Origin of the sequence: Oceanobacillus sp. FSL W8-0428, from assembly GCF_038004405.1 — a bacterium.
Lineage (GTDB): Bacteria > Bacillota > Bacilli > Bacillales > Amphibacillaceae > Oceanobacillus > Oceanobacillus sojae.
The window spans coordinates 97149-122567 of sequence record NZ_JBBORB010000001.1; the positions used below are offsets into that span (position 1 = coordinate 97149).

Below are 25419 nucleotides of genomic sequence, written 5' to 3' on the forward strand. Positions count from 1 at the left end.
AAGCTTACTTTCCGGTCCAAAAACCATGCATTTTTTTAGCAAGTTTCTCATAATCTATTTTGTACTGATTGCTATCAATTTTCTGCTTTATTTCATTGACATACTCTGCACGCTTTTCATCTGGCTGCTCCTGCTTCTGCAATTTTTTTGCTTCCGATGATATTTCAATACTGTCTTTTTTATATGATTCTGACTCTATTGTCTGTCTATTCTTAAGTGCTTGCTTATATGGATTAAAATTTGTTGGATTTGGTCCATTGATTTTCATTTTCTGCACCCCTTACCAGTAATGAGCAGTTTGTCTGGAAGCTGCATTACTTTTTCTTTTGTCCAATCAGCATATACTATTCGTTCTTCCATTCACCTTTTGTGTAATACGTTGTTTCTCTTTCAGCATCTAATGCTTTTTCCTCGGCAGACTTCACTGCCTCATGCCTCACAAGGTCTTTCTTCAATTCATTTTGACAGGAGTCACATAAAGTCCCCTCTTTAATTGGCCGCTGACATCTTTCACAAGGATAAGATAGATTCGGAAAATTTGAAGGCTGGAGCCTTTTTTCCCGGATAAACTTCTGAATGAGAGTTTCATCAACACCTGTTGCTTCTACAATCTGCCCAATTGTAGCAGTTCTGTTTTCCCGTTTTCTTAAAAAGTTATACACACGTCTGAAGTCTTCTTCTTCTTTTTTATAGCATTCATTACATATGTCTCTAAATTGCTTCACAAACACACGATTACATCGTTCGCAGTTTGCCAATTCTCCCATTCTTGTTTCTCCTCTCTGCTGTACTTTCCTGCCGGGAAGGAACTTTTCAATTTATTAACAACCCTTTATATATGATGATTTATTTTTCACGAAATACTTTTGCTTATTTATATCATCGTCAGCATTGCTGAAATTGTTAATAGGCAATGGGAAATTAATCGCTAATTATTTATCTTTATTATAACAAAATGCTTATCTATTTGGGGGATACTTCTGCTTTTTATCCTTTTGAACATCTCTTTTTAACTTCTCGCTATGGTTAATGAATACACTTCCGGACAACCATGGAGCTTTAATTGCTGTGCTGCCTGCCGGACGGTTGTACCTGTTGTGTAAATATCATCAACAATCAGGGCAGCTTGTTTTAATGGTTCTGTTATGGAGAAAGGATTATCTCTCTTCAAACGGGCTTTCCGATTTTTCTTTGCCTGTTTTTCGCCACTCTTCCTGCGTAATACCTGCTTTATAGGAGCATCCAGCATCTCTGCCAGGGCCAGGGACTGGTTAAACCCTCTCTCTTGCATTCTGCTTTCACTTAACGGAATCGGAATAACCGTCAGGGAAGCAGCATTATTTGCAAACTGTTTTTCAAAAGCACTTTTCAGTTCATTTCGAAACATTTCTCTTAATAAATAATCCCCCCGGAATTTCCATTGTGTAATCATCTCACGTATCGTCTCATTATAATGAAAAATAGAATAATTTCTTTCAATATTATCGCCCAGCTCTCTCCACTGCTGGCAATCTAAACAAATCGACGAGCTCCAGGCCCGGCTGCATACCTTACATCGTTCCCCAGAAATCATCTCCAATTTACCAGTACAGGATGTGCATAATACATTATTCTTTTTCACTGTCAGCCAGGTAGACCATGTCAATGGCTGTTCAATTCGTTCATGACAATACACACAAAAATTCAAAGCTTTCTCCCCCTCTCATTCATATCTAAAATCATCTGTCTCGCCTTTTCAATTGCATCTGTTTTTCCGTCATGAAAGAAAATCACCTCTCCGCTCGGGTCATCTGCGCTTCTTCCTGCACGACCGGCAATCTGAACCAGTGCGGCTTCATTAAACACTTCATGACCAGCGGCCAGTACAGCAACATCTACAGAAGGGAAGGTAACCCCTCTTTCCAATATAGTCGTCGTGATCAAAGCGTGTAATTCCCGATTTCGAAATTGTTTTATTTTCGCCTCTCTATCTTTATCGGCCGCATAAACAGCTTGTAATTCCTCAGAAGCCGAAATAGCGCCTGTTTGAAGTAATAATAATATAATTACTTCTTTCAGTTCCTTTATCATAGAAATTTTCGGCCCAAAAATCAGTAATTGCCGTTGAGGATTCTTTCTATTTATAAGCCATTTTCGAAAAGCATCAGGAAGTTTTTTATTTGCAAGCTGGCTGGTAAGGTGAAAGGCAAATTTAAGTTTAGGAACAGGGAGAAGATGTCCATGGTAACGCAAAGGCACAAAAACATGCGGAAGTTTTCCCAGCTTCATCTGCAGTCTGAAATTTTTATGAGGGGTAGCGGTGAGGTATAAAGTCGTAGATTGTTTCTTGGCTGCCTGCTTTGCAGCATACATTAAGCTTTTATCTAGGTAAAATGGGAAAGCATCGACTTCATCAATAATCAATACATCAAATGCTTGATAGTAACGCATTAATTGATGCGTGGTTGCTAAAATCAGCTGGGACTTACCTGCCTTATGCTCACTTCCTCCATAAAGTGCTTCGATGGTCACATCTTGAAAAGCCTGTTCCAGCCGGGGAAATAATTCCCTGATAACATCTACACGGGGAGAGGCTAATGCGATTCGTTTCCCCTGCTTCAAAGCAACGGTAATTGCCGGGAACAGCATTTCAGATTTTCCAGCTCCGCATACTGCCCAGCATAAGCAGGCTGGCAGTTTTTCAATAACAGCCTTTTCCAGCTGTGCTGCTGCATTGCTTTGGGCAGGTGTTAATTTTCCTTCCCAGGTTAAAGGATTGGAATGCTTTGGCCAATGTACCTCTGCCCCATTCCATCTATAGAGCGGCTTACATTCACTTATTCTTCCCATTTGAATACAGTTACGGCAATATAGATGCTTTTGCTGACAAATTCCACAGGGATATTCTGAAAAATAATATTTTGAGGTATTGCCGCACCGGATACATTTTACGGAGCCTTTTTGATTTTCTATTGCAGGGATTGGGATTAACTGTTTTGTAGAGAGGAGAACATGAAAACATTTCTCAGGAAGAGAGATTTCTTCTTCCAATAATCGTTTACCGGATAAAGATTCGGCGAGGAGTCTGGGGGAACACGAAATCAATTTATCCATATTCAATTTGATACCTCCATAAATGCGGATTATTTTATAACAATTGCTCAAGTTTAGGGGGAAACTTCATTCAGTGAGCTTTTGCAATGCTGAATGAAGTTATATTTTATTTTTCATACCAGGCAACACCAATAGCACCTTGTCCCAGGTGGGTACCAATAACAGGGCCGAAATAACTGATGGACGTTTCTATTTCTGGATGCTTTTCTTTAAAATCTGTTTCTAATTTTTCTGCATAAGGAAGGTCATTCCCATGAATAAATACAACTCGGAGATTTTTGCCTGCAGCAACCTCTTCTTCTAATAATCCAAGAATACGGGAAATTGCTTTTTTCTTCGTGCGAATTTTTTCAAACGGGACAATCAGCTTATTTTCAAAATGAAGGATAGGTTTTATCTGTAAAAGACTGCCTAATATCGCTTGTGCATTTGATAATCTTCCACCTCTTTGAAGATTTGTTAAATCATCAACCATAAAATAGGCACGGACAGTTTTTTTCATTTCATCCATTCTTGCTAAAATAGCATGTACAGATTTTCCATCCTGAGCCATCGCTGCTGCTTCCAATGCATAGAATCCCTGTACCATACAGCTGATTTCAGAATCATAGGCATAGACATCAATTCCTTCAATCATCTCTCCTGCGCTCACCATTGTCTGGTATGTTCCACTTATACCACTTGATAAATGAATAGAAATGACAGCGTCATAGTCTTCTGCTAATTCCTCGAGTTTTTTTGTAACCTCGCCCACAGACGGCTGTGAAGTACGTGGCAATTCTTTGGAATCTGCAAGCTTTTGATAAAATTCTTCTGTTGTAATATCTAATTCCTCACGATAGGAATCATCCTGAAAAGTTACGCTCAGCGGAACCATATGAATTCTATATTTTTCACGATCTTCCGGCGTAATATACGCTGTGCTATCTGACATGACAGCAATCTTCATAGACAATTACTCCTTTTCTTTTCTGTCATTACAGTAAAATGACAGCACAAAAATGATAGGCTGTTTCCACTTTTCATGCTGTGCCGTTTCTTTATACCTGTATGTGAAATCTGTTTACTTGACATTATTCTACACGATAATCCCGTAAAAATCGAATGCTTTATCGGCCTCTTAACCAGTTATATAGCATCCGCTTATCTTTTCCAGCTAACAGCTTATATCTTGTAGATATAAAAAAGCGCCCTGACAATAAGAATCAGGACACCTTTCTTTTTTACGATTAAATAACTTCTACCCAGCCTTTTCGAATTGCGCAAACTACTGCTTGCGTTCGATCATTAACATTCATCTTTTGAAGAATATTACTTACATGGTTTTTAACTGTTTTTTCACTGATATAAAGAGATTCTGCCACTGCACGGTTACTCTTTCCTTCCGCTAACAGCTGAAGTACCTGACATTCTCTTCTTGTTAATAAATGTAGCGGTTTACGATGCTCCACATTCCTGTTTGCCAGACTGGAAGTGTTTTCTCTTGCTAATCGGCGATATTCTTTCACTAAATTATGTGTAATACGCGGATGCAAATAAGAACCTCCGCTGCTTACCACTTTAATTGCCTCTACAAGTGCCTCTGCATCCATCTCTTTTAATAAGTAACCTTGCGCCCCTGTTTTTAATGCATGTGTAACATAGTTTTCATCGTCATGGATAGATAAAATGATTATTTTTGTATTTGGAAATTGTCTTATTAAATCAGCAGTTGCCTGTACACCATTGATTTTAGGCATATTGATGTCCATCAGCACAACATCCGGATTATTATCTCTTACAAGATTAGCAGCCTCAGAGCCGTCATCGCCCTCTGCAACTACCTTAAAAGCCGATTCAAACTCTAAAATCCGTTTAACACCTTCCCGAAATAATTTATGATCGTCAATTAATACAATATTTACTTCTTTTTGTACATCATCCATATATAAATCTCCTTTTCTACTTAATGATACTAATTGAACGTTTTTTTAATCATTAATAGATAGATAGCATAGTTTTTTTTAAATTAAAGTAAGTCTATTGTAGTACATATCATTGCTATTGTCTCATTTCAGCTCAAATCTATTTATTTTTAAAGGCTTAGTTATTTTACAGATGAGAACATCGTTATGAAAATGCCAAGGCGCTTTCCGTTTTTAAAGTAGGAGTTTAAAAGAATGCAGGAAGGTAGAATTATGTTATAAAAAATTTTTGTTTTTTTGTAATTTTTTAAGTCCTCTACTATTTTTATACAAAAAGCGCCTTTTTTCTACAATATCTATTTTTAATTATATACTTAAGTTTAAGAATATGGAACATTTATTGTAACCGTTGTTCCCTTTCCCTTCCCTGTAATAATATCCAGTTTGCCGTCGAGCATCTCAACCCGTTCTCTCATCCCTATTAATCCGAAAGAATTCTCGCTCTTCTCCGCCGGGTTAAATCCTTTGCCATTATCCGCTACAACCAGGATTAATCTATCTTTTAAAATTTCTAATTTGACCTTGATTTCTGTTGCTTCACTATGTTTAATAGCATTTTGCGCAGCTTCCTGCATCAGCCGGAATAAAGCAACTTCATATTTATTATTTAATCTTTTTTCTTCTCCAAACACAATAAAATCTATATGGATATCGTGGTATTCAGTCAGCCTGTCTACATATTTTCGAATTGTCGGAACTACTCCTAAATCATCCAGTGCCATCGGCCGTAAATCATATATAATTCTCCGGACCTCCTGTAAAGAAACGCGGACATTTTTTCGCAATGACTTAATCTCTTCGGATATTTCTTCAGGTGTTCCTTTTTTCACAATATAGTCAAGAATATCTGAACGTAATAACACATTAGCCAGCATTTGAGCTGGTCCGTCATGGATTTCCCTGGAGAGCTTTTTTCTTTCCTCTTCTTGTGCTTCAATAATTTTCAAGCCAAACTCTTGTTTTTCTCTGGCATCTTCAATCATTTCATTTACCTGCTTAAAATCATCCTGCAGAAAATTAAAAATTACAGCAATTTTTGCAACAAGCTCTTCACCACGTTCCAGTATATGTGTAAGACTTGTCAATCTGATTTCTATTTCATCACGCCGCTGCCGCAGCAGCTTTTCTTCTTCACGCATAATGATTAATTTTGTTTGAAAATCATGCGTTTTTTCATAAACCTTACGCACCTCATTCTCAGAGTATTTGTTAAAGTCCTTACTTACTAAGGCGAGCTGTTGACGATATTTTTTTACATCCTTCTCCAGGTTGTCTCCTTTTTCAATATACTTTTTTACTTTTTTTTTGGTTGACTCTAGTTCCTTAGAAAGATATTCATACTCTTTTCTTCCTTCTTCGGTAATTTCAAATACTTGATGTTTACTTTGATCAACCATCTGTATCATATTGTCTACAATTTGATCTATTGCCTGGTTATTTAATCTTATTGTCATCAGAAACTCACCAACCTATGTTATAATTATTCGTAACTTTCCTTGATTTTATAAGGATATTTTCAAAAAATTAATTAAAAGCTCTTGTAATAATACAGTTTTTTTACTTATGCCCATGTTCTTGTAAACTGAGAGAAAATGACATGGGTAATAAATACTGAAAATCTAGTGATAAAATATAATTATATGAGTTATTTTATAAGGTTCAACCTTAAAATCAATGGTTGATATTAATGAATAACTATGATAGTTGTACGAACCGGTAACGGAAAAAGAGAGCTTCTTTTTTCAGGCTGAGTTCAAGTCCATAGAAAGCGCAGTTTTTTTCTGTTATTTAATATTACTCCCCATTATAACTCGTTGCAGCGGCTACTAGAAATCATAATTATACTTAATTTATCCATTATAGATTTTGGTGAATTTTTTAATAGAACAGTTATTTTTATTGAGGTGAAAATTAGAATGCTATCAGCTTATTATACTGTAAAACACCAGGGTGCAGACGAAATAACAATTCAAAAATCACGTTTTATAGCAAATGTTAAACGTGTCGAATCAGAGGAAGAGGCTCAGGAATTTATCCAATCCATAAAAAAAGAACACCGGGATGCTACACATAATTGTTCCGCATATATTATAGGTGAAACAGATCATATACAAAAAGCAAATGACGACGGAGAACCAAGCGGAACTGCCGGTGTACCTATTTTAGAAGTATTGAAGAAAAAAGGTTTGAAAGATACTGCAGTTGTCGTGACAAGATACTTTGGAGGTATAAAGCTTGGAGCAGGCGGTCTTATCCGCGCATATGGATCAGCAACTACGCAAGGTATCAAAACAACTGGAATCGTCCGCCGCGAACTGATGCAGGGAGTTTCGGTTACTGTCGAATATCCCCTGCTGGGCAAGCTGGAAAATGAGGTCCGACAGCAATCAAATTATATTTTAGAAAATATTCATTACCTTGAGAATGTGGCATTTATTATTTATGTGAAAACAGAAGAAACAGATACTTTTAAAAATTGGATAATCGAAATGACAAATGCGCAGGTGACGATCGAATTACTGGATCAAAAATATGTTGAAATTGATGTTAATGATACTCCTTCTTAAACAAGAGCAGAATGCAGCTATTTATCAATAAATAATTATCCGGAAAGGATTGATTCTATTATTTCCCGGCATACAAAGAGGCTCTGTCAGATTAAGGTAATCTGACAGAGCCTTTTAAATTAAAATGATTTAATAGATTTCTTTACGTTCGTGTTCAATGACAGTTCTTTAACTAGTAATTGAACTATTTCATCCATTGAATTTAATTTTTGATTTTCCGTATCGTGAATGACTCTTTTTAGAATCTTTTGATACTGTTCTTGCTCCCTGCCCATTCATCTACCGCCTTTGAATAATTTTTCTTGAAGCTGTCAACCTTTACCATAATATGTAAATGTCGAATACTGTGTTCTAAGATGAATTTTCTCATTAAACGTAATTCTATAAAAAAAAATCCATATTGTCTACTTTTTTTGATAATTTTTTTAATTTTAATAGATTGGCAGTCAGTTTACTCTTAATTTCACGTTTTTTTAAACAATAAATGTAATATATTCTTTTAATTTCTTTTTTTTATTTCTTCATCATAGAGAAAAATTACCTACAAAATTTGTTTAAAACATAGACGATTAATCCAAATTTCGATATAATTTATTACAGATTTATTTTTCCTGACAATTAGTAAAAATTTTTTAAATCGAGGAAAGAATAGAGGAGAATATTTTGGTATCTAGAGTAGATAATAAAATTCGCAAAAAGAGAAAGAAATGGCCATTTATTGTTGGTGGAATAATCCTATTTTTTGTTTTAGTTATTGGCGGCGGGGCTTTCTTTGTTTGGAGCCAGGTTGGTAAAGTAGTAGAATCAATGCATAATCCATTAGAAAGAGATAATGACCCGGGACGGAAAGATGAAATAAACCGTCTGTATAACGATTCAGATGCTGTTAATATTCTGCTGCTCGGCGTGGATGAACGTGATGGTGATGCCGGCCGTTCTGACACTATGATTTTGCTTTCCTTAAATCCTAAAACAGATTCTATGGTTATGTTAAGTATTCCACGTGATACTTACGTAAATATTCCCGGCCGGGGAATGGATAAAATCAATCATGCATATGCTTTCGGCGGGACGCAGTTATCTGTAGAAACAGTGGAGCAGGCATTTGATTTGCCGGTTCACTCTTATATTCGTGTGAATATGGAAGGTTTTGAGCAAGGTATTGATGCTCTTGGCGGTGTCACTGTTCAAAACAGCACAGCATTTTCTCAGGATGGACATGAATTCAATGAAGGAAATGTTAACTTGAATGGGGAAGAAGCTCTTTCTTATATCCGTATGAGAAAACAAGATAGCCGCGGAGATATGGGAAGAAATGAACGTCAACGTGATGTAATTGTTGCTGCAATGGATGAAGCAGCCAGCTTTTCAAGTATTACCAAAGCCAGTAATATCCTTGATATTTTAGGAAATAATGTCCAAACTGATTTAGATATGAAGCGACTGCAGACATTATTCAAGGACTACAGTGGAACTAGAAAGAATGTAGAGACACTGGAAATATCCGGAGATGGTCAAACCATTAATGGCGTTTGGTACTATATTGTACCTGAGGAGGAAATCAACCATATAAATTCAACGATTACTGAGCATATGGAACAAAAATAAAGAAATAGTCATTGCTGAAGGACTGTGAACAGACTTCAGGTAAACAGACTACTGATTCCGATTGGAAAACAAAACGTCACCTGGTATATACAGCGTGACGTTTTTTCACACAATCTCTTTCTATTTTCTAATTGGATAAATAACACCTATAGAGGAAGTTTAAAAAGGGCGAGTAATCGCCTGCTGAAAACTGTTAGTATCTTTTAAACATATATTTATTAAATTTTTTATGACTTTCTATCTATCATTCTATTAATAATGCAGAACATGTTATACTTTTACGTAAAGAGATATTTTTTAATGGGGGTTAGAAAATGTGGAAAAAAAGTTTATGGATGATTCTTTTTATTGCCCTGTTAGCCGGGTGCTCTGAAGAACAAGCCGACCCAACGAATACACTAAAACAATATGCAGAATCAATAGAAGAAGGAGACTATGAATCTCTATATAATCTTTTTTCTGAAGAAGCGAAAGATACATATAGTGACGAAGATTCGTTTATTCGCCTGAAGAATTTATATGAAGATATTTCTGCTTCTGATATTGAATTTAATATGCAGGAATTAGAAGAAAGAGAGATTGCCAATGCGTATGATGATGGAATAGCAACTATCCCCTTCACTGTTAATATGAATACGGTAGCTGGTGAAATTTCATTTGATTATCAGGCTGAACTAACCTTAGTTGAAAAAGAAGATGAAGAAGACAGCTGGTTAATTAATTGGGATCCCGGCTTTATCTTTCCGGAACTTGCTGATGGCGGAAAAATTAATGTTTCTCCTGATGAACCAGTCAGAGGTGAGATTCTTGATAAAAACCAAATACCGCTTGCAATTAATGATACTGTCTATCAATTTGGAGTTATCCCAAGTGAATTAGGAGACAATGAAGCAAAGCGTGAGGAAATCGCCCGTTTACTTGGAATGTCTGTCGACTCTGTCAATTCAAGTATTGAAGCCGAATGGGTTGAGGACGATTTATTTGTACCACTGAAAAGTATACTTCCGGATAATTCAGATACTGTCCAGCAATTAAATGCAATCGAAGGGGTTTCTTATCAGGAAATTACTGGAAGAGTTTATCCAGAGGGGGAAATAGCTGCCCACCTGGTAGGGTATCTCCGTTCAGTCAATGCGGAAGATTTAGAAGAGCTCGATACAACAGAATACAGTTCTTCCGACAGAATTGGTGCACGCGGACTGGAAAGTTTATTTGAAGAAGAGCTTCGCGGTAAAAAAGGAGCAGCTATTCAAATTGTAAAAGAAGGCGAAGAAAATGTTACTCTAGCTGAAAAAGAAGCAGAAGACGGACAAAATATTACTGTAACAATTGATATTAATATTCAGGATAAAGTTTTCCAGGGATTTGATGAAGATCCCGGCAATGCTGCTGTTATTGATCCAAAAACTGGAGAAACACTGGCTTTAGTAAGCAGTCCATCATTTGATCCGAATGATATCCTTTATGGAACATCTTCAAACTATTGGAGCGATATGGAAGAGAATGAGCTGCAGCCAATGCAGAATCGATTTTCTTCTACCTTTGCTCCCGGCTCTGTTATTAAACCAATCACTGGTGCAATCGGATTAAAAAACGGTACAATTGTATACGATGAAGGCATTGAAATTGAAGGGCTGAAGTGGGAAGATTATAATGTAACACGCGTATCAACTTCTAATGGCCCTGTTGATCTGGATGATGCCTTGATACGTTCAGATAATATTTATTTTGCTATGAAAGCTGTAGAAATGGGCGGAGATGCTTTTGTTGAAGGCCTGCATGAATTTGGAGTTGGAGAGGAATTTCCATACACCTATCCAGTTACAGATTCTACTATTTCCAATTCAGGAGACTTAGATGATACACACCTACTGGCACATACAAGCTATGGACAAGGTGAAATTGAAATGAGTGCTCTGCATCTTGCAACTACCTATTCAACTTTTTTGAATAAAGGGGATATGATTCAACCAACTTTATTAACAGAAGAAGAAACTGGTCAGGTTTGGAAAGAAGGCTTGATTACAGAAGAACAAGCTGATGAGATTCAAGAATCTCTGAGCAAGGTTGTTACAGAAGGAACTGGTAAAGCAGCTAAAGAAGCTGATTTCCCTATCTCTGGTAAAACAGGAACAGCAGAATTAAAATTAACTGGTGAAGATAGCGGTGATGAGAATAGCTGGTTTGTCGGCTACCCGACAGATGATCAGGATTTAATGATTGCCATTATGGTAGAAGGAACCAAGAATCATGATCGCAGTTCAGGAGTTGAGAAAGCAACAAAGATTTTAATTGATATTAAAGATTAAAGCTATTGTTAAGAGGTTGAGCATTTATAAATGCTCAACCCTTTTTATTTCCGCAGAAAAAACCATACAGCAGAAAGAGTGTCTGCCACATGGCTGATGTTAAAATATCTGTGATTTTATTTATCATTTAGCGTATTTGTTAATTCTAAAAAAGCCTCTTTATCACCGTTGTCAATCGCTTTATCAATTAATCTTCTCACATTTTCATATTCCAGCTCTGATATCAGTTGGTCTAAAGCTCTCTGCTGATCTGAAACAGCCTCAGTGTCTTCTGGTAAATAATAAGATTCTGCAATTCGATGAAGCATCTCTAAAAAGCCTGGAATAGAAACCAATTGGGACATGGAAATAGTTAATACTTCCTTACCTTTTTGGAAAGCAAAGACATCATCGATATTTTCAATCTTCTTCGTTTTGCGGTTGATGCGTACTTCTGTCGATTTAACAGGGATAAATTGATATACTTTCTTATTCATAATAATTGAGAAGTACTGATACGCTAAAATAATCCGAATATACTTTTCTTCTGTCTTTACATAGTAAGGCTTTAACATTTTAACAGTAACCATCTTATCCCTCCCTGTTTAGAACATACATCTAAATTTTCTGTTAATTAATTTTATCGGATATAGTAAGAAAATTCAAGTAAAAATTTCAATTGTCAAAAAATTAATTTATATTACGCTGGAATCTAATTCCTCTCTTTCCTCATCCGAAAATACTCTGGATCTGGTTAAAAACCTTTTTCCTTCTGGACCCTCCAGTGAAAACATACCACCTCTTCCGTTAACAACATCAATAATAAGCTGTGTATGCTTCCAGTACTCAAATTGATCTTTGGAAATATAAAACGGAATATCTCCTGGCAGATTTCCCAGTAAGACATCAGAATCACCTGTTCTAAATTCTCCTAGCGGATAGCACATTGGCGAACTCCCGTCACAGCAGCCTCCTGATTGATGGAACATTAGCGGACCATGAATATCTTTCAGCTTCTCCATCAGCTCCTGCGCTTCCTGTGTCGCAATAACTCTGTCTACCATGGAAAATACCTCCTTATTAGAATAATTGCGGAAAGAGTAGTTACCTGCTTATAATTTCATGGCAGGCATATGTATAATCATATGCCTGCCAATGCTGCAGCTCTGTTAATTTACTTATATCTTTCTCCTAGAATAAACCGGCCGGACCTTCACTGTAGCTGATCAGCAGGTTTTTTGTCTGCTGATAATGATCCAGCATCATTAAATGATTTTCTCTTCCGATTCCTGATTTCTTATAACCGCCAAACGCTGCGTGTGCAGGATATTGATGATAACAGTTTGTCCATACACGCCCAGCCTGAATACCACGGCCAAAACGATAGGCTGTATTCATATCACGAGTCCAAATGCCGGCACCCAATCCATAAAGTGTATCATTTGCGATTTCCAGCGCCTCTTCTTTGTCTTTAAAAGTAGTTACTGATAAGACCGGACCAAAAATTTCTTCCTGGAAAATCCGCATCTTATTATTACCTTTGAAAATTGTCGGTTGTACATAATATCCCGAAGCCAGCTCTCCATCAAGCTGATTTACATCTCCGCCGACAAGAACCTCTGCGCCTTCCTGCTTTCCAATATCCAAATAAGATTTAATTTTTTCATGCTGCTCTTCTGAGGCCTGTGCTCCCATCATTGTATCTGTATCAAGCGGATGACCAATTTTAATTTGTTTGACACGTTCAATCGCTTTTTCCATAAAGCGGTCATAAATAGATTCATGAACAAGTGCGCGGGATGGACACGTACACACCTCTCCCTGATTCAAGGCAAACATAACCATTCCTTCAATTGCTTTATCTACAAAGCTATCGTCCTTATCTAAAACATCTTCGAAGAAAATATTTGGGGACTTTCCGCCCAGTTCAAGTGTTACCGGAATAATATTTTCAGATGCATATTGCATAATAAGACGACCGGTTGTCGTCTCTCCAGTAAATGCAATTTTTGAAATACGGCTGTTTGCAGCAAGCGGTTTTCCAGCTTCTACACCAAAACCGTTTACAATATTCAGTACACCAGCCGGTAATAGGTCTTTAATTAAATCGAGAAGAACATGAATAGATGCAGGTGTCTGTTCAGCAGGCTTCAGCACAACACAATTCCCGGCAGCCAATGCCGGCGCCAGCTTCCAAGTTGCCATCAGTATCGGGAAATTCCAAGGAATAATTTGACCGACAACACCTAACGGCTCATGAAAATGATAAGCGACAGTATCATTGTCAATTTGACTCAAGGTTCCTTCCTGTGCCCGAATAGCCCCGGCAAAATAACGGAAATGGTCAATTGCCAATGGAATATCTGCTGCCAATGTTTCACGAACGGCTTTACCATTCTCCCAGCTTTCTGCTACAGCTAATTTTTCAAGATTCTCTTCCATCCGGTCAGCAATACGATTTAAAATAACTGCACGCTCTGCGACAGATGTTTTTCCCCACGCTTCTTTCGCTTCGTGAGCTGCATCAATAGCTGCATCGACATCTTCCTTAGTCGAACGGGCCAGCTCACAAAATACTTCACCTGTAATCGGAGTGGTATTTTCAAAGTAGTTTCCTTTTACCGGCGGTCTGTACTCTCCTCCGATATAATTATCATAACGTTTTTCATAGTTTACAATAGCACCTTCTGTATTCGGATTAGCATACCTCATTAAAAACTCCTCCTTAGTGTAAGCGATTACAATATAGTGTTAATCAAATATTAATTTGTGCTCTTAGTATAGCAAATATTATTCTACTTTTACAATAATTTCAACTATTTATTTTTTAATGTCTTTTCCTATCTGTAATCCTTATTAAACAGAAAAAAAGCCTCTGCAATCAATATGCAGAAGCTTCATTAAATAGCATGCAGTGTCCATAGTCCCCATCTTAACCATATTACATCAAACAGAAGTATTAAATATAGTCAAGGAAAAAACAGACACTTCTTTTACTGATTAACTAAACATGGCTCAGCGGGGAAAATCAAGCCCGTTGGCTATGTTTTGCTTCACCAGCAGCAAATAATAGAGATACTATTTACTTCAATTCAGGAATTACACGAACTTCCTTTGCCATTTCGGACTGACATAAAGGGCAGCTCGGTTCATCTTCGAAACTAAATGATTCTCTCATCCATCCTTGACAATCTTCTTTAGTACATGACCATACGCTCGTTTCAACCTCTGGCACCGGTTCTTTGGGTCCACGAGAAAAAGACATAATAGCATCTCCCTTCCTAATATATAGTATACGCTATTTCTTGAAAGAGTGAAACTTTTGAGCATAACAACTTTTCTTACTTTTTTCAAGTATAAATTCCCTAGTTTCGTTAAATTCATTCTTTTACTTCTCTTATAGCTTGTACTATTTTTCTATTCTCTATACTCCATAAGCGAACTGCCCCTTCTTTATTTTATGTGCAGATTGTATATTCATGATAAAGTATTTGGTTTTTATTAAATAAATTTATTCTTACTGTGAAGATTACTGTTTAAGAAAGACCAAGAAAATCACTTGGTCTTTAAAATACTGGTGTTCCAGCCAAGGAGATGTCCGCTGCGGGAAGTCGCTCCCATCTAAGAAGAAATATGTTTTATTTACTTTTTCACAAAGAAATAAAGCTAATTTTAGCGACGCTTTTTGATGGGACGAGTAATCGCAGTCCCAGTTCCAGAAGAAATACACTGAGACTCCTGTGGGCATGTGCAAAACGAAAGGAGGTTCGGTTAAGTTCGCGACGTCTTGTCTCAGGCACCGAACTGACATACATCCTGTATGCCTCCGCAGAAAAAAGTGCTCTTCTTTTTTTCGAGGAGATGAGCTCGGGGCCCACGGAAAGCGTAGTGTATTTCTGGGGTTGCGATTACTCACCCCATGAAAGCCATTGCAGCGGCTGCCTTCAGTATTTTTATATACTTTCTTATCTTTTAAAAAAAATCAGACAGAATAATAAAACTGTCTAATTCCTTTTTATAATATAAACTTTTTACTGCTTTTCGTATTGATTACCTCAGTGCAAATTTTTCAATTGCTTTTCCGACTCCATCTTCCATATTACTGGAGGTAATTGCATCTGCTACCTCTTTAATTTTTTCTTGAGCATTGCCCATAGCAACGCCTACAGCTGCCTCTTGAATCATTTTTACATCATTCAAGCTATCACCAACTGCCATAACTTCCTCCATTGAAATACCTGTACGTTTACAAAGAAAATCTAATGCATCTGCTTTGCTTACTCCTTCAGGATTAATTTCAATGTTTGTTGGCAATGAATTCGTTAATTCCAGGCCACTAAATCCTGCCAGCCTTCTTTTAACTTCATTTAATTTCTCTTGATCCTCCGAAGCACAACCAAATTTTAGCCATTGGTAATCCTGTATATTTACAAATTCATCATCATAAAATACTTTTTCAGTAGAAATCATCCATCTGCGTATGCCAACCTCTTCTGTAACTGCATACAGCTTCTCCACTATATCATTAGCTAGCAATTTCTGCCGCAATAATTCTTTTTCAACTGTCCAAACCTCACCTCCATTTGCAGTAATCAAGAATGTCTGTAAATTTAATTCTTTTGCATATGGATAACAGCCCTGGAATCCCCGTCCAGTACTTAAAACAACTTGAATGCCTTGATTTAATGCTTCTTGAATTGCTTCTTTGTTCCGCTTTGATACCTCAAGTTCCGGAGTTAATAATGTTCCATCCATATCCAGGGCAATCAGTTTAATAGCTTTTGTCATATCGTCCATTCCTCATTTCTCTTTTATCCTGCTTTAAGTATAATAGAAATGCTTATACTTTTACTACTAAAACGAAATTTCTCTTCATTCTTCCTAAGAAAACTGAGACAAAAAATTATCATCAGCAAATTCCGCGCACATTTATGCAAATACCCACTTCAGAAATATACTCTGTTTTGTTAATATATTATCGATTTCCAAACCAAACACTTCTTTTTGTCTCAACTCTATAAAAATAATTCATTCATTAAGAAAACAGTTATTTCAACAAATTATTCTATTATATTTCCCAGGAAATACTCTTTCTTTCCTAAAAGAATATTTAACTAAGCAGATAATGATTGTCAATGGTTGAGAAATCCAACAGTTTTGTCAGATTAACATGACCACTGCGACACGTTATGACGGAATAAGTAATCACAATCCGAGTCACGTTTACAATTGTCAATATGCTTCTTACATATTTCCAATACTTATGCGCCATCTCATAAACAGTTTTTAACATAAAATCATTCTCCGCTTCTTATTATTTATGGGCTTTTTTTAATCCTTATAAACTCTCTACACAGAAAAACACTTAATCAGATATTTCCTAATTAAGTGCTATCTTTCAAAAAATTATTATACTAAGAATTAATCAAGCTCATTCATTACTTCCTGAAGCTGATTTTTTTCGGTAAATTGAATAATCTGTTCTAAATCTAATAATAAAATTAGTTCATCATCAATTGTAGCTACCCCTAATAAAAAGGTATCTTTTATTTCACCCACAAGCTTTGGTGCAGATTTTATTAATGAAGACGGAATATCCTTTACTTCTGTGGCCTGATCAACCAGCATACCAATTTGCATATCATCTACTTGAACGACAAGGGTTCTGGTCTGATCCGTTATTTCAACACCGCCAAGATTCAATCTTTCACGTAAATCGATAATAGGTGTCATAATTCCGCGCATTTCTGTAACACCCATCATAAAATCAGGAGTACGAGGTACTTTTGTTAAAGATAATTCGCGTTCTATTGAAACAATTTGCTGCACATGGACAGCAAAGGTCTGTTCTTTTAATTTAAATAAGATATGTTTATCTGTCTCCATTGATTTTATCTCCTTTTTTGGATTTTTTTGTTTTAAATATGTGTTCAAAAAGTCCGATAAATGGGACAAAAAAGTTCATTAATGTAGAAATTCTCCGTATCGCCTTTATTGGACTTGTTGAACCTCCTCTTTAATCAATTAATGCATTGGGATCAATAATAAGAGCAACCTCACCATCGCCTAAAATAGTTGCACCTGATACAGCAAATACTTCTCCGAGATAATTTCCAAGAGATTTTAATACAACCTCCTGCTGGCCGATCAATTCATCAACAATTAATCCTACCAGCTTTTCACCCTTTTTAATAATCACTGTAGAAAAACGATCTGCATCTGTCTCACAATCCGGAACTTGCAGCACCTTTCCTAAAGAAAGGACAGGTATAATTTTACCGCGATAATCAATAACATCTGCACCGTGGGCATCCATAATCTTCTCTTTAGGCAGCATCACCGTCTCTAAAATGGAAGTTAATGGAATTGCAAAAGTTTCTTTTTTAATATGCACAAGCATTGTTGTTATAATCGATAGAGTCAGCGGCAGCTGTATGGAAAAAATACTGCCTTTACCTGAAGCTGTTGTTACAGAAATTTTACCGCCTAAAGCTTCTATTTTATTCTTTACAACATCTAATCCTACGCCACGCCCGGATACATCGGAAATAGTATCAGCTGTACTGAAGCCGGAGCTCATAATTAACGCAGCAACCTGGTCATCCGTTAGCTCTTTAGCCTGCTGTGGCGTAATAATATTATTTTCAATCGCTTTTTGCGATACTTTTTCACGATTAATTCCCGCACCATCATCTTCAATTTCAACAAAAACATAATTCCCGCTGTGGTAAGCTCGCAGAATCAGCTTACCTTCCTCCGGTTTATTATTCGCAATACGCTCTTTCGGATGTTCAATTCCATGATCACAGGAGTTACGAATTAAGTGGACAAGCGGGTCGCCAATTTCATCGATTACTGTACGGTCCACTTCTGTTTCAGCACCTTTTATTTCCAAGGCAATTTTTTTATTCAAATCTTTGGATAACTGACGTATCATTCTTGGGAACCGATTAAATACCTGTTCTATCGGAACCATTCGCATCGCAAGAATCAGAGATTGCATATCAGAGCTTACTCTGCTTAAATGTTCAACAGTTTCTCTTAAATCACTATTATCTATTGATGAAACAAGCACTTCTAAACGGCTTCTGTCAATGACAACCTCTTCAAATAGATTTAAGAGGTTATCAATTTTATCAAGATTTACCCGAATATTTTTAGAAGCTGTTTTCTTTACGTTATTTTGTGTTGTATTATTCTTTTGAGGTACTTGAGGCTTCGACTCGGACACTTCTGCGTGTACTTTATTTGCCTTTTCCGGGGCAGGTTTTCCATCTTTTTGTGCAGTATCTGCCTGTTTATTCTCTGCTTGTTTCTGACTATCAGCAGATCCAACATCAGTCTGAATAACGTGTGCTTCGACAGCTTCTACTTCTGATATATTTTTGACCGCTTCAATCAATTTTTCAGGCTCCTGATCTGTCAGAAATAATAAAGTAAATCCAGAATCAAAAGTTCCTTCTTCGATTTCTTCGACGGTTGGAGAAGTCCGAATAATTTCTCCCAAATTCTCTAATACTTCAAAAACCATAAATGCTCTGGCACCCTTTAAAATGCAGCTCGCTTCAAAAGTGACTGTTAAATCATAGGGAACCATACCTTGCTCTTTCGCCTGCTGAACAACTGTAAGCTGGAATTCATCTAAATCAGAAGTCCTGAAATGATTGACTGCATCGAAGGATTCTTCAACTGCAACGGTTGCAGCAGATTCTGAAATCTTCTCTCCTTTTTCAATCGCTTCCAGCTTTTTGACATGCTCGCTGACATCTTTCTTCCCATCTCCGCCATTGCGAATAGAGTCAACCATATCTTCTAAATCATCGATGGCAATAAATAAAGTATCTATTATTTTAGTATTCGTCACTAACTCCTCATTACGAATTAAATCCAGTACATTCTCCATTTTATGTGTAAGTGAGGCGATATCCTCGTACCCCATTGTTGCAGCCATTCCTTTTAGCGTATGTGCAGAGCGGAATATCTCATGTACAAACTCCAAATTAGAAGAGTCTTCCTCCAATTTCAATAAAAAATCATTGATTGACTGTAAATGCTCCTGGCTTTCATCTAAGAAAATATCTAAATATTGTTGCGTATCCATATGATTCCCCTCTATTCTCTCTACATTCTATTGCTCCCCTGTTTCCTTTGGCACATTAATTTCATAATTCGGTAAAACCAATACCTCTACGCGCCGATTCCTTGCCCTGTTTTCCTCTGTATCATTTGGATATGCCGGATCAAATTCTCCATGTCCTTTTACGCTGAACAAGGTTGCGTCAAGGTTGTTATTTTCAAGAATAATCTGCATAAAATTCATTGCACGATTCACACTGAGCTCCCAGTTCGAATCATATTCTGCATTGTGAATAGGAACGTCATCGGCATGACCACTAATAACAACCTGATGAGGAGGCTCTGTATACAGGATTTGAGAAACATCCTCCGCTACCTGTCTTCCCTCTGGTTTAACTACCGCGCTGCCCGAATCAAACAGAATATCATTACGCATCGTAATGAGCAGTCCCTCTCCGGTCAGCTCGGTCCCAAACTCTTCCGTTAGACCTGCTTCTTCAATATAATCATTAATTTCTCTTTGAATTCCCTGAAGCTTAAGAAGCTCCTGTTGACCTTCTAAGTCCTCTTCTACAGTTCCTTCCTCATCATCCTTGCCCTCCTCCATATAATCGCCGTCATCCCGGCCTTCTTTTACGCTTGGAGGAATCGGTTCGGATTCATAATCCAAGAGACCTGTACCTGATCCAGCCGATAATTCATCACGAAAAACGTTAGCAAGCTGGAAATATTTTTCTACATTGATATCACTTGAAGCGAATAAAACAATAAATAACGCTACTAATAATGTTAATAAATCAGAATAAGGAAGCAGCCATGACTCATCTACATGTGATTGTTTTTTCTTTTTCCTTCTTCTAGCCATCGCTATCCCTCTTCTGCAGCTCTGCTAATTCTTTGGATGAAAGTAAGGATCCCAGTTTTTCCTGCACAATTAACCGGGAATCGCCTGTTGTAATGGACAAGACGCCTTCAACAATTAATTCTTTTTGCATTATTTCCTGTTTTGACTTTTCACGCAGTTTATTAGCAAATGGATGCCATAATACGTATCCTGTAAAAATCCCTAACAATGTTGCTACAAACGCTGCAGAAATAGCATGTCCCAAAGCATCAATATCAGACATATCAGCCAGTGCTGCAATCAATCCGATTACTGCGCCAAGTACTCCCAGCGTTGGAGCATATGTACCAGCTTGTGAGAAAATGGCAGCCCCTTCTTCATGCCGCTGCTCCATTGCTTCTATTTTTTCAATCATGACATCCTTAATAAAATCAGGTGATTGCCCGTCAATTGCTAATTGCAGGCCCGATGAAAGAAATGGATCATTCACTTCACTTACTTGACTTTCTAAAGAAAGAAGACCCTCTTTACGAGTTTGGTCTGCCCAATCCATAAATAAGACAATAAGCTCTTTAGAATCTGTTTGTTTTTCTTCAAAAAATAACTTTTTAAATAATGATGGAACTTTTTTTAAAACACTTCCTGGAAAGGCAATTGTAACTGCTGCGACTGTTCCAAGCAGAATGATAAGAAATGCTGCCGGCTCAAGCAATGCAGTTAATTCTGCACCTTTTAATACCATTCCGACACCGACAGCAATTAGTCCTAATATTAATCCTATGACTGATGATTTATCCATATGTATCCTCCCGTTTTCCATTGTACCTACTTTTAATATCGGTAAAATTCATAAATTATGAAGTCTCTCGTAAGGTAAATTTCGCATTAATCGACAAGTATTTTACAAATGATTGATCCAGATAAAGAAAAACAGGCTGTGCAATGTGCACGAGCCTGTTTTTCATCCATTAACTTGATAAATGACAGCTTGATATGGTTTAAGTTTTCCTTGTGCTGCCTCTTCATAATTATTAATCAGTAATTTTAATGATTTATCCTTTAATTTTCCCGGCAATTTATATTCCGTTTCTTTTCCAAAAACATTTACCAGGATGAGCCACTTATCTTCTTGATATGTCCGCGTATATGCATATACGCCTGGATGATTCTCTATCATAAGATCATAATTTCCATAAATGAGTCCCTGTTCTTGTTTTCGTAATGCAATCAGCTGTTTATAAAAGTTCAAAATAGAATCGGCATGATTTTGCTGCTCTTCTACATTGATAGATGTATAATTTGGATTTACTTTCATCCAGGGTGTTCCAGTTGTAAACCCTGCGTTCGCTTTACTACTCCATTGCATTGGCGTACGTGAATGGTCCCGGCTTGTCTTCGCTAACGCCGCTAATATTTCTTCTTTCGGAACGCCTTTTTCCAGCTGCTCCTTATAAAAATTCTTTGCATCAACGGCATCATACTCCTCGATAGATTCAAATGGAGCATTCGTCATTCCAATTTCCTGCCCCTGATAAATAAAAGGTGTCCCCTGCATCATAAAATATAGTACAGCAAAAGCTTTTGCCGAAGCCGTATGATAATTCTGTGGATCTCCCCAGCTGGAAACGGAGCGCGGCTGATCATGATTTTCTAAAAACAATGCATTCCAGCCAACTTTCTCCAAACCCTTTTGCCAGGTGGTAAATACATCCTTCAGTTCTTCTAAGTCAAGGCCCTCACCAGTTTCACGTCCCCAAAGATTAAGGTGATCAAATTGAAAAATCATATCAAATACACCATGCTTTTCGCCGACCCAGTCATCTGCCTGTGACAGCTTTACACCATTAGCTTCTCCAACAGCCATAATGTCATAGTGATCCAGCGTGGCTTTTTTAAATTCCTGCAGAAACGCATGGATGCCATCCTGATTCATATGTCCTTTAAAAGAAGGAACATATTTTTTCTTTTTCGGATTCGGTAAATCAGGAAACCCAGACTTTTTCTTAATATGCGAGATTGCATCGACACGAAAGCCGTCAATTCCTTTATCCAGCCACCAGTTTACCATTTTATACAAATCTTTGCGTACTGCTTCATTTTCCCAATTTAAATCAGGCTGTTTTTCGGAAAAAATATGCATAAAGTATTCTTTTGTCTGTTCATCATATTTCCATGCTGAACCTCCAAAAATAGACTCCCAATTATTCGGTGCTTCCCCGTTTTTCTTCCCGGGGCGCCAAATATAATAATCGCGGTATGGGCTGTTTTTAGATGACTTAGACTCAACAAACCAGGGGTGCTCATCAGAAGTATGATTAATTACCAGATCCATAATCAGACGCATACCTTTTTGGTGAACTTTTTCAAGCAGCTCATCAAAGTCTGACATTGTTCCAAACTCTTCTGCGATTTCCTGATAATCACTAATGTCATAGCCGTTATCATCATTAGGAGATTGATAAACAGGGCTAACCCAGATAACCTCTATTCCTAAATCCTTTAAATAATCCAGTTTAGAAATAATACCCTGTATATCACCGATTCCGTCTCCGTTAGAATCCATAAAGCTTCTTGGATAAATTTGATAAGCTGTTGCTTCTTTCCACCATGTTTTTTTCATATGCCGACTTCCCTTCTTGAATAACCATGCTTTTTTACCTAGATGTAAAAATACTCAATAAAATGTAGAGAATGTGAAAAATAACATTAATATCTAATTAAAACCTTTAAATACAGAAAAATCAAATTCATCAGAAAAATATTCATTGTACTTATCATAATCGTTGTCGATAAGAAAGGACAGTCAAATCTATATGATAGTGTTATTTATTATTTCGATAATTGATAAACAAATAATAGATATAAAGAATACAAACAGTGAAAGGTAAAATGGAACTAAAAATGGAACTGGAAATATACGCTTGTTACCAGAGCATATAGTCCAGTTCAATTTATCTTAAGCCCACCACATTGTGGCTGGCGCTTCTGTTATATTTACCTGTTTTAAATTTTTCACCGCTGCATGAAAGCCTTCCTCAATAGACATAATTGGATCCTCGTGCTCGATACTGATAACATAATCATAGCCATACGTTCTAAGCGCACTCACAATATTGGACCATTCCTGAATACTATGCCCATACCCTACCGAGCGAAAGCTCCAGGCTCTGGTCTGCACATCTCCATATGGCTGCATGTCGGTTAAGCCGTACATGTTAACATTATCCTGATCAATATATGTGTCTTTGGCATGAAAATGATGAATAGCTCCAGCTTTTCCTAAAATTTTAATAGCCGCAACCGGATCAATTCCCTGCCACCATAAGTGACTCGGATCAAGGTTTGCCCCGATAGCATTATTTGTTGCTTCACGAAGCTTCAGCATCGTATATGGAGTATGGACAAGAAAACCGGCATGCAGCTCCAGTCCAACCTTTACACCATGATCTTCTGCAAATTGCCCCTGCTCTTTCCAATACGGAATCAGCTTTTCTTCCCATTGCCAATTTAAAATATCGGAGTACTCTGTTGGCCATGGAGTTACCGGCCAATTAGGATATTTTGAATCTTCATTCGATCCCGGTGTACCAGAAAATGTATTCACAACAGGGACATCCAGCATTTCCGCCAGACGAACAGTTTTTACAAATGCGTCATGGCTTGTTTTAGCATGTGCCTTGTTAGGCGAAACAGGATTATCGTGGCAGCTGAATGCACTAATAGTTAACCCCCGCGATTCCACCTTATCCTTGAATTCCTTTCGTTTCTCCTTACTTTCCAGCAGCTCATCAATTTGACAATGTGCTGTACCAGGGTTTCCACCTGTCCCGATTTCCACAGCATCTAATCCGGCATCTTTTACATAATCCAGCATATCTTCAAACTTTTTTTCTGCAAATAAAACGGTAAATACACCCAGTTTCATTATTAGCGCCTCCTTTAGTTTATAAAAACACTTTTCCCCTGATCACTGCTTTCATAAATTGCATCAATTACTTTGCTTACTTTCAGCGCATCTTGTGGACTGCTTCTTAATTGATCTCTTCCTAAGCAGGCATCAATAAAATTCTTCGCCTGCAAAACTCCGGCCTGCTGATGATCCTCCACGGTCTCTGTGTACGTTTCCATCATTCTGTTAAACTTCGGCTGATAGAATTCAAATGGAAAAACGCTTAGTCCACCATTTTCTCCTGATATCGAGACATGCGTCTGATCTTCTTTTATATTTGCCGCCCAGGAGCATTCAAATAATAACGTACTCTGATCATCAAAACGTATATAAGCGCTCACATGATCATCGACATCAATAGCTTCATGGTCATAGCTCCCCCAATCATTAACCTGATTCGGCTGCTTGCTTAGACGCTGATAGGTTTGCGCATTTACTTCTATCGGTTTAGAGGGAGAAACAAGCCAGAGAGCTGTATCTAGTAAATGGCAGCCCCAATCTATTAAACTGCCTCCGCCCTGAAGCTGCTTGTTAATAAATACACCCCAGCCAGGAACCTTTCTTTGACGTAAAGCCTGAACGCGCGTAACAATAGGATCTCCAACTTCAGCCATGGACTGCTTTGCCAAAACAACGGCATCCATAAATCGGTAATGGTAACCAATCATTAATATACGGTTATTTTTTTCCGCAGCATCTACCATCCGCTCTCCCTCAGCTGTATTCATTGCCATCGGTTTCTCACATAAAACATGAACCCCCTGGTTCAAAGCTGCAACTGCTATTGATTCATGAAATTTATTTGGGGTACAAATCGTTACGGCATCAACATGCTTTAACATTTCTAAATAATCTTCATACACATGCGGAATAGCATATTTTTCTGCTACTTCTCTGGCACGGACAAGGTTAACATCCTGTACCCCAGTTATTTCTACTTGCTCTTTTAATGACTGGTAAGCAGGAATATGACGGTTCTCTGCTATTCCTCCCGCACCAATCAACCCTATTTTTAACCTTTTCATAATTG

General features: G+C 37.4%; 23 protein-coding genes. 3 read left to right on the top strand and 20 right to left on the bottom strand.

Annotation, left to right across the window (positions count from 1 at the left end; all coding sequences use genetic code 11):
• Window positions 1-4: 4 nt before the first annotated feature.
• The 7 genes from flgM to MKY30_RS00480 all read right to left on the bottom strand — a co-directional run bounded on the left by flgM (window position 5) and on the right by MKY30_RS00480 (window position 6511).
• Window positions 5-268, bottom strand: coding sequence for a flagellar biosynthesis anti-sigma factor FlgM (gene flgM / locus MKY30_RS00450; protein ID WP_341082502.1), 264 nt, complete (start codon window positions 266-268; stop codon window positions 5-7).
• A 76-nt stretch (window positions 269-344) separates the two neighbouring features.
• Window positions 345-767: a TIGR03826 family flagellar region protein gene (locus MKY30_RS00455; protein ID WP_147210160.1), complete on the bottom strand. Its 423-nt coding sequence runs from the start codon at window positions 765-767 to the stop codon at window positions 345-347.
• Between the two features lie 242 nt (window positions 768-1009).
• Complete coding sequence (locus MKY30_RS00460) at window positions 1010-1687, bottom strand: ComF family protein (RefSeq protein ID WP_156984899.1); 678 nt, start codon at window positions 1685-1687, stop codon at window positions 1010-1012.
• The gene (locus MKY30_RS00465) at window positions 1684-3093 is read right to left on the bottom strand and encodes a DEAD/DEAH box helicase (RefSeq protein WP_341085578.1); all 1410 of its coding nucleotides are present in this window, start codon (window positions 3091-3093) and stop codon (window positions 1684-1686) included. Before MKY30_RS00465 ends, MKY30_RS00460 begins: the two co-directional genes overlap by 4 nt.
• 106 nt (window positions 3094-3199) lie before the next feature.
• The gene (locus MKY30_RS00470) at window positions 3200-4042 is read right to left on the bottom strand and encodes a DegV family protein (RefSeq protein WP_156984900.1); all 843 of its coding nucleotides are present in this window, start codon (window positions 4040-4042) and stop codon (window positions 3200-3202) included.
• Between the two features lie 280 nt (window positions 4043-4322).
• A complete protein-coding gene (locus MKY30_RS00475) occupies window positions 4323-5018 on the bottom strand; it encodes a response regulator (RefSeq protein WP_077601921.1) in 696 nt (231 codons plus the stop codon).
• Between the two features lie 359 nt (window positions 5019-5377).
• Window positions 5378-6511 (bottom strand): sensor histidine kinase, encoded by a 1134-nt coding sequence (locus MKY30_RS00480; protein WP_147210157.1) that lies wholly within the window; start codon window positions 6509-6511, stop codon window positions 5378-5380.
• A 462-nt stretch (window positions 6512-6973) separates the two neighbouring features.
• Between MKY30_RS00480 and MKY30_RS00485 the strand changes: the two genes are divergently transcribed.
• A complete protein-coding gene (locus MKY30_RS00485; protein WP_156984901.1) occupies window positions 6974-7624 on the top strand; it encodes a YigZ family protein in 651 nt (216 codons plus the stop codon).
• Between the two features lie 119 nt (window positions 7625-7743).
• Here MKY30_RS00485 and MKY30_RS00490 read toward each other — a convergent pair whose 3' ends face one another.
• Window positions 7744-7899: a hypothetical protein gene (locus MKY30_RS00490; RefSeq protein ID WP_186813608.1), complete on the bottom strand. Its 156-nt coding sequence runs from the start codon at window positions 7897-7899 to the stop codon at window positions 7744-7746.
• 388 nt (window positions 7900-8287) lie between these two features.
• Here MKY30_RS00490 and MKY30_RS00495 point away from each other — a divergent pair, with 388 nt between their 5' ends.
• Window positions 8288-9232, top strand: coding sequence for an LCP family glycopolymer transferase (locus MKY30_RS00495; RefSeq protein WP_147210155.1), 945 nt, complete (start codon window positions 8288-8290; stop codon window positions 9230-9232).
• 314 nt (window positions 9233-9546) lie between these two features.
• A complete protein-coding gene (locus tag MKY30_RS00500; RefSeq protein ID WP_339282719.1) occupies window positions 9547-11541 on the top strand; it encodes a penicillin-binding transpeptidase domain-containing protein in 1995 nt (664 codons plus the stop codon).
• 116 nt (window positions 11542-11657) lie between these two features.
• Here MKY30_RS00500 and MKY30_RS00505 read toward each other — a convergent pair whose 3' ends face one another.
• The 12 genes from MKY30_RS00505 to MKY30_RS00560 all read right to left on the bottom strand — a co-directional run bounded on the left by MKY30_RS00505 (window position 11658) and on the right by MKY30_RS00560 (window position 25414).
• Window positions 11658-12110 (bottom strand): IDEAL domain-containing protein, encoded by a 453-nt coding sequence (locus tag MKY30_RS00505; RefSeq protein ID WP_147210153.1) that lies wholly within the window; start codon window positions 12108-12110, stop codon window positions 11658-11660.
• Between the two features lie 105 nt (window positions 12111-12215).
• On the bottom strand, window positions 12216-12584 hold the full coding sequence (locus tag MKY30_RS00510) for a DUF779 domain-containing protein (RefSeq protein WP_147210152.1): 369 nt from the start codon (window positions 12582-12584) through the stop codon (window positions 12216-12218).
• Between the two features lie 127 nt (window positions 12585-12711).
• Window positions 12712-14232: an aldehyde dehydrogenase gene (adh, locus tag MKY30_RS00515; protein WP_147210151.1), complete on the bottom strand. Its 1521-nt coding sequence runs from the start codon at window positions 14230-14232 to the stop codon at window positions 12712-12714.
• 370 nt (window positions 14233-14602) lie between these two features.
• Window positions 14603-14785, bottom strand: coding sequence for a cold-shock protein (locus MKY30_RS00520; protein WP_077601913.1), 183 nt, complete (start codon window positions 14783-14785; stop codon window positions 14603-14605).
• A 785-nt stretch (window positions 14786-15570) separates the two neighbouring features.
• Window positions 15571-16317, bottom strand: a complete 747-nt coding sequence (locus tag MKY30_RS00525; RefSeq protein ID WP_246145298.1) for a Cof-type HAD-IIB family hydrolase — start codon at window positions 16315-16317, stop codon at window positions 15571-15573.
• A 624-nt stretch (window positions 16318-16941) separates the two neighbouring features.
• Window positions 16942-17406: a chemotaxis protein CheW gene (locus MKY30_RS00530; RefSeq protein WP_147212780.1), complete on the bottom strand. Its 465-nt coding sequence runs from the start codon at window positions 17404-17406 to the stop codon at window positions 16942-16944.
• A 130-nt stretch (window positions 17407-17536) separates the two neighbouring features.
• Complete coding sequence (locus MKY30_RS00535) at window positions 17537-19621, bottom strand: chemotaxis protein CheW (RefSeq protein WP_156984904.1); 2085 nt, start codon at window positions 19619-19621, stop codon at window positions 17537-17539.
• Between the two features lie 27 nt (window positions 19622-19648).
• A complete protein-coding gene (gene motB / locus MKY30_RS00540) occupies window positions 19649-20461 on the bottom strand; it encodes a flagellar motor protein MotB (RefSeq protein WP_341082511.1) in 813 nt (270 codons plus the stop codon).
• Window positions 20454-21239, bottom strand: a complete 786-nt coding sequence (gene motA, locus MKY30_RS00545; protein WP_147212783.1) for a flagellar motor stator protein MotA — start codon at window positions 21237-21239, stop codon at window positions 20454-20456. Before motA ends, motB begins: the two co-directional genes overlap by 8 nt.
• Window positions 21240-21401: 162 nt before the next feature.
• The gene (locus MKY30_RS00550; RefSeq protein ID WP_341082512.1) at window positions 21402-23060 is read right to left on the bottom strand and encodes a glycoside hydrolase family 13 protein; all 1659 of its coding nucleotides are present in this window, start codon (window positions 23058-23060) and stop codon (window positions 21402-21404) included.
• 336 nt (window positions 23061-23396) lie between these two features.
• Window positions 23397-24365 (bottom strand): TIM barrel protein, encoded by a 969-nt coding sequence (locus MKY30_RS00555; RefSeq protein ID WP_156984907.1) that lies wholly within the window; start codon window positions 24363-24365, stop codon window positions 23397-23399.
• 14 nt (window positions 24366-24379) lie between these two features.
• Window positions 24380-25414, bottom strand: coding sequence for a Gfo/Idh/MocA family protein (locus tag MKY30_RS00560; RefSeq protein ID WP_339282733.1), 1035 nt, complete (start codon window positions 25412-25414; stop codon window positions 24380-24382).
• Window positions 25415-25419: the final 5 nt, after the last annotated feature.

Excerpts from the sequence above, each read along its gene's own strand:
- flgM (WP_341082502.1), bottom strand. The coding sequence starts at position 268 with ATGAAAATCAATGGACCAAATCCAACAAATTTTAATCCATATAAGCAA.
- MKY30_RS00455 (WP_147210160.1), bottom strand. The coding sequence starts at position 767 with ATGGGAGAATTGGCAAACTGCGAACGATGTAATCGTGTGTTTGTGAAG.
- MKY30_RS00465 (WP_341085578.1), bottom strand. The coding sequence starts at position 3,093 with ATGGATAAATTGATTTCGTGTTCCCCCAGACTCCTCGCCGAATCTTTA.
- MKY30_RS00470 (WP_156984900.1), bottom strand. The coding sequence starts at position 4,042 with ATGAAGATTGCTGTCATGTCAGATAGCACAGCGTATATTACGCCGGAA.
- MKY30_RS00475 (WP_077601921.1), bottom strand. The coding sequence starts at position 5,018 with ATGGATGATGTACAAAAAGAAGTAAATATTGTATTAATTGACGATCAT.
- MKY30_RS00480 (WP_147210157.1), bottom strand. The coding sequence starts at position 6,511 with ATGACAATAAGATTAAATAACCAGGCAATAGATCAAATTGTAGACAAT.
- MKY30_RS00485 (WP_156984901.1), top strand. The coding sequence starts at position 6,974 with ATGCTATCAGCTTATTATACTGTAAAACACCAGGGTGCAGACGAAATA.
- MKY30_RS00490 (WP_186813608.1), bottom strand. The coding sequence starts at position 7,899 with ATGGGCAGGGAGCAAGAACAGTATCAAAAGATTCTAAAAAGAGTCATT.
- MKY30_RS00500 (WP_339282719.1), top strand. The coding sequence starts at position 9,547 with ATGTGGAAAAAAAGTTTATGGATGATTCTTTTTATTGCCCTGTTAGCC.
- MKY30_RS00505 (WP_147210153.1), bottom strand. The coding sequence starts at position 12,110 with ATGGTTACTGTTAAAATGTTAAAGCCTTACTATGTAAAGACAGAAGAA.
- MKY30_RS00510 (WP_147210152.1), bottom strand. The coding sequence starts at position 12,584 with ATGGTAGACAGAGTTATTGCGACACAGGAAGCGCAGGAGCTGATGGAG.
- adh (WP_147210151.1), bottom strand. The coding sequence starts at position 14,232 with ATGAGGTATGCTAATCCGAATACAGAAGGTGCTATTGTAAACTATGAA.
- MKY30_RS00520 (WP_077601913.1), bottom strand. The coding sequence starts at position 14,785 with ATGTCTTTTTCTCGTGGACCCAAAGAACCGGTGCCAGAGGTTGAAACG.
- MKY30_RS00525 (WP_246145298.1), bottom strand. The coding sequence starts at position 16,317 with ATGGACGATATGACAAAAGCTATTAAACTGATTGCCCTGGATATGGAT.
- MKY30_RS00530 (WP_147212780.1), bottom strand. The coding sequence starts at position 17,406 with ATGGAGACAGATAAACATATCTTATTTAAATTAAAAGAACAGACCTTT.
- MKY30_RS00535 (WP_156984904.1), bottom strand. The coding sequence starts at position 19,621 with ATGGATACGCAACAATATTTAGATATTTTCTTAGATGAAAGCCAGGAG.
- motB (WP_341082511.1), bottom strand. The coding sequence starts at position 20,461 with ATGGCTAGAAGAAGGAAAAAGAAAAAACAATCACATGTAGATGAGTCA.
- motA (WP_147212783.1), bottom strand. The coding sequence starts at position 21,239 with ATGGATAAATCATCAGTCATAGGATTAATATTAGGACTAATTGCTGTC.
- MKY30_RS00550 (WP_341082512.1), bottom strand. The coding sequence starts at position 23,060 with ATGAAAAAAACATGGTGGAAAGAAGCAACAGCTTATCAAATTTATCCA.
- MKY30_RS00555 (WP_156984907.1), bottom strand. The coding sequence starts at position 24,365 with ATGAAACTGGGTGTATTTACCGTTTTATTTGCAGAAAAAAAGTTTGAA.
- MKY30_RS00560 (WP_339282733.1), bottom strand. The coding sequence starts at position 25,414 with ATGAAAAGGTTAAAAATAGGGTTGATTGGTGCGGGAGGAATAGCAGAG.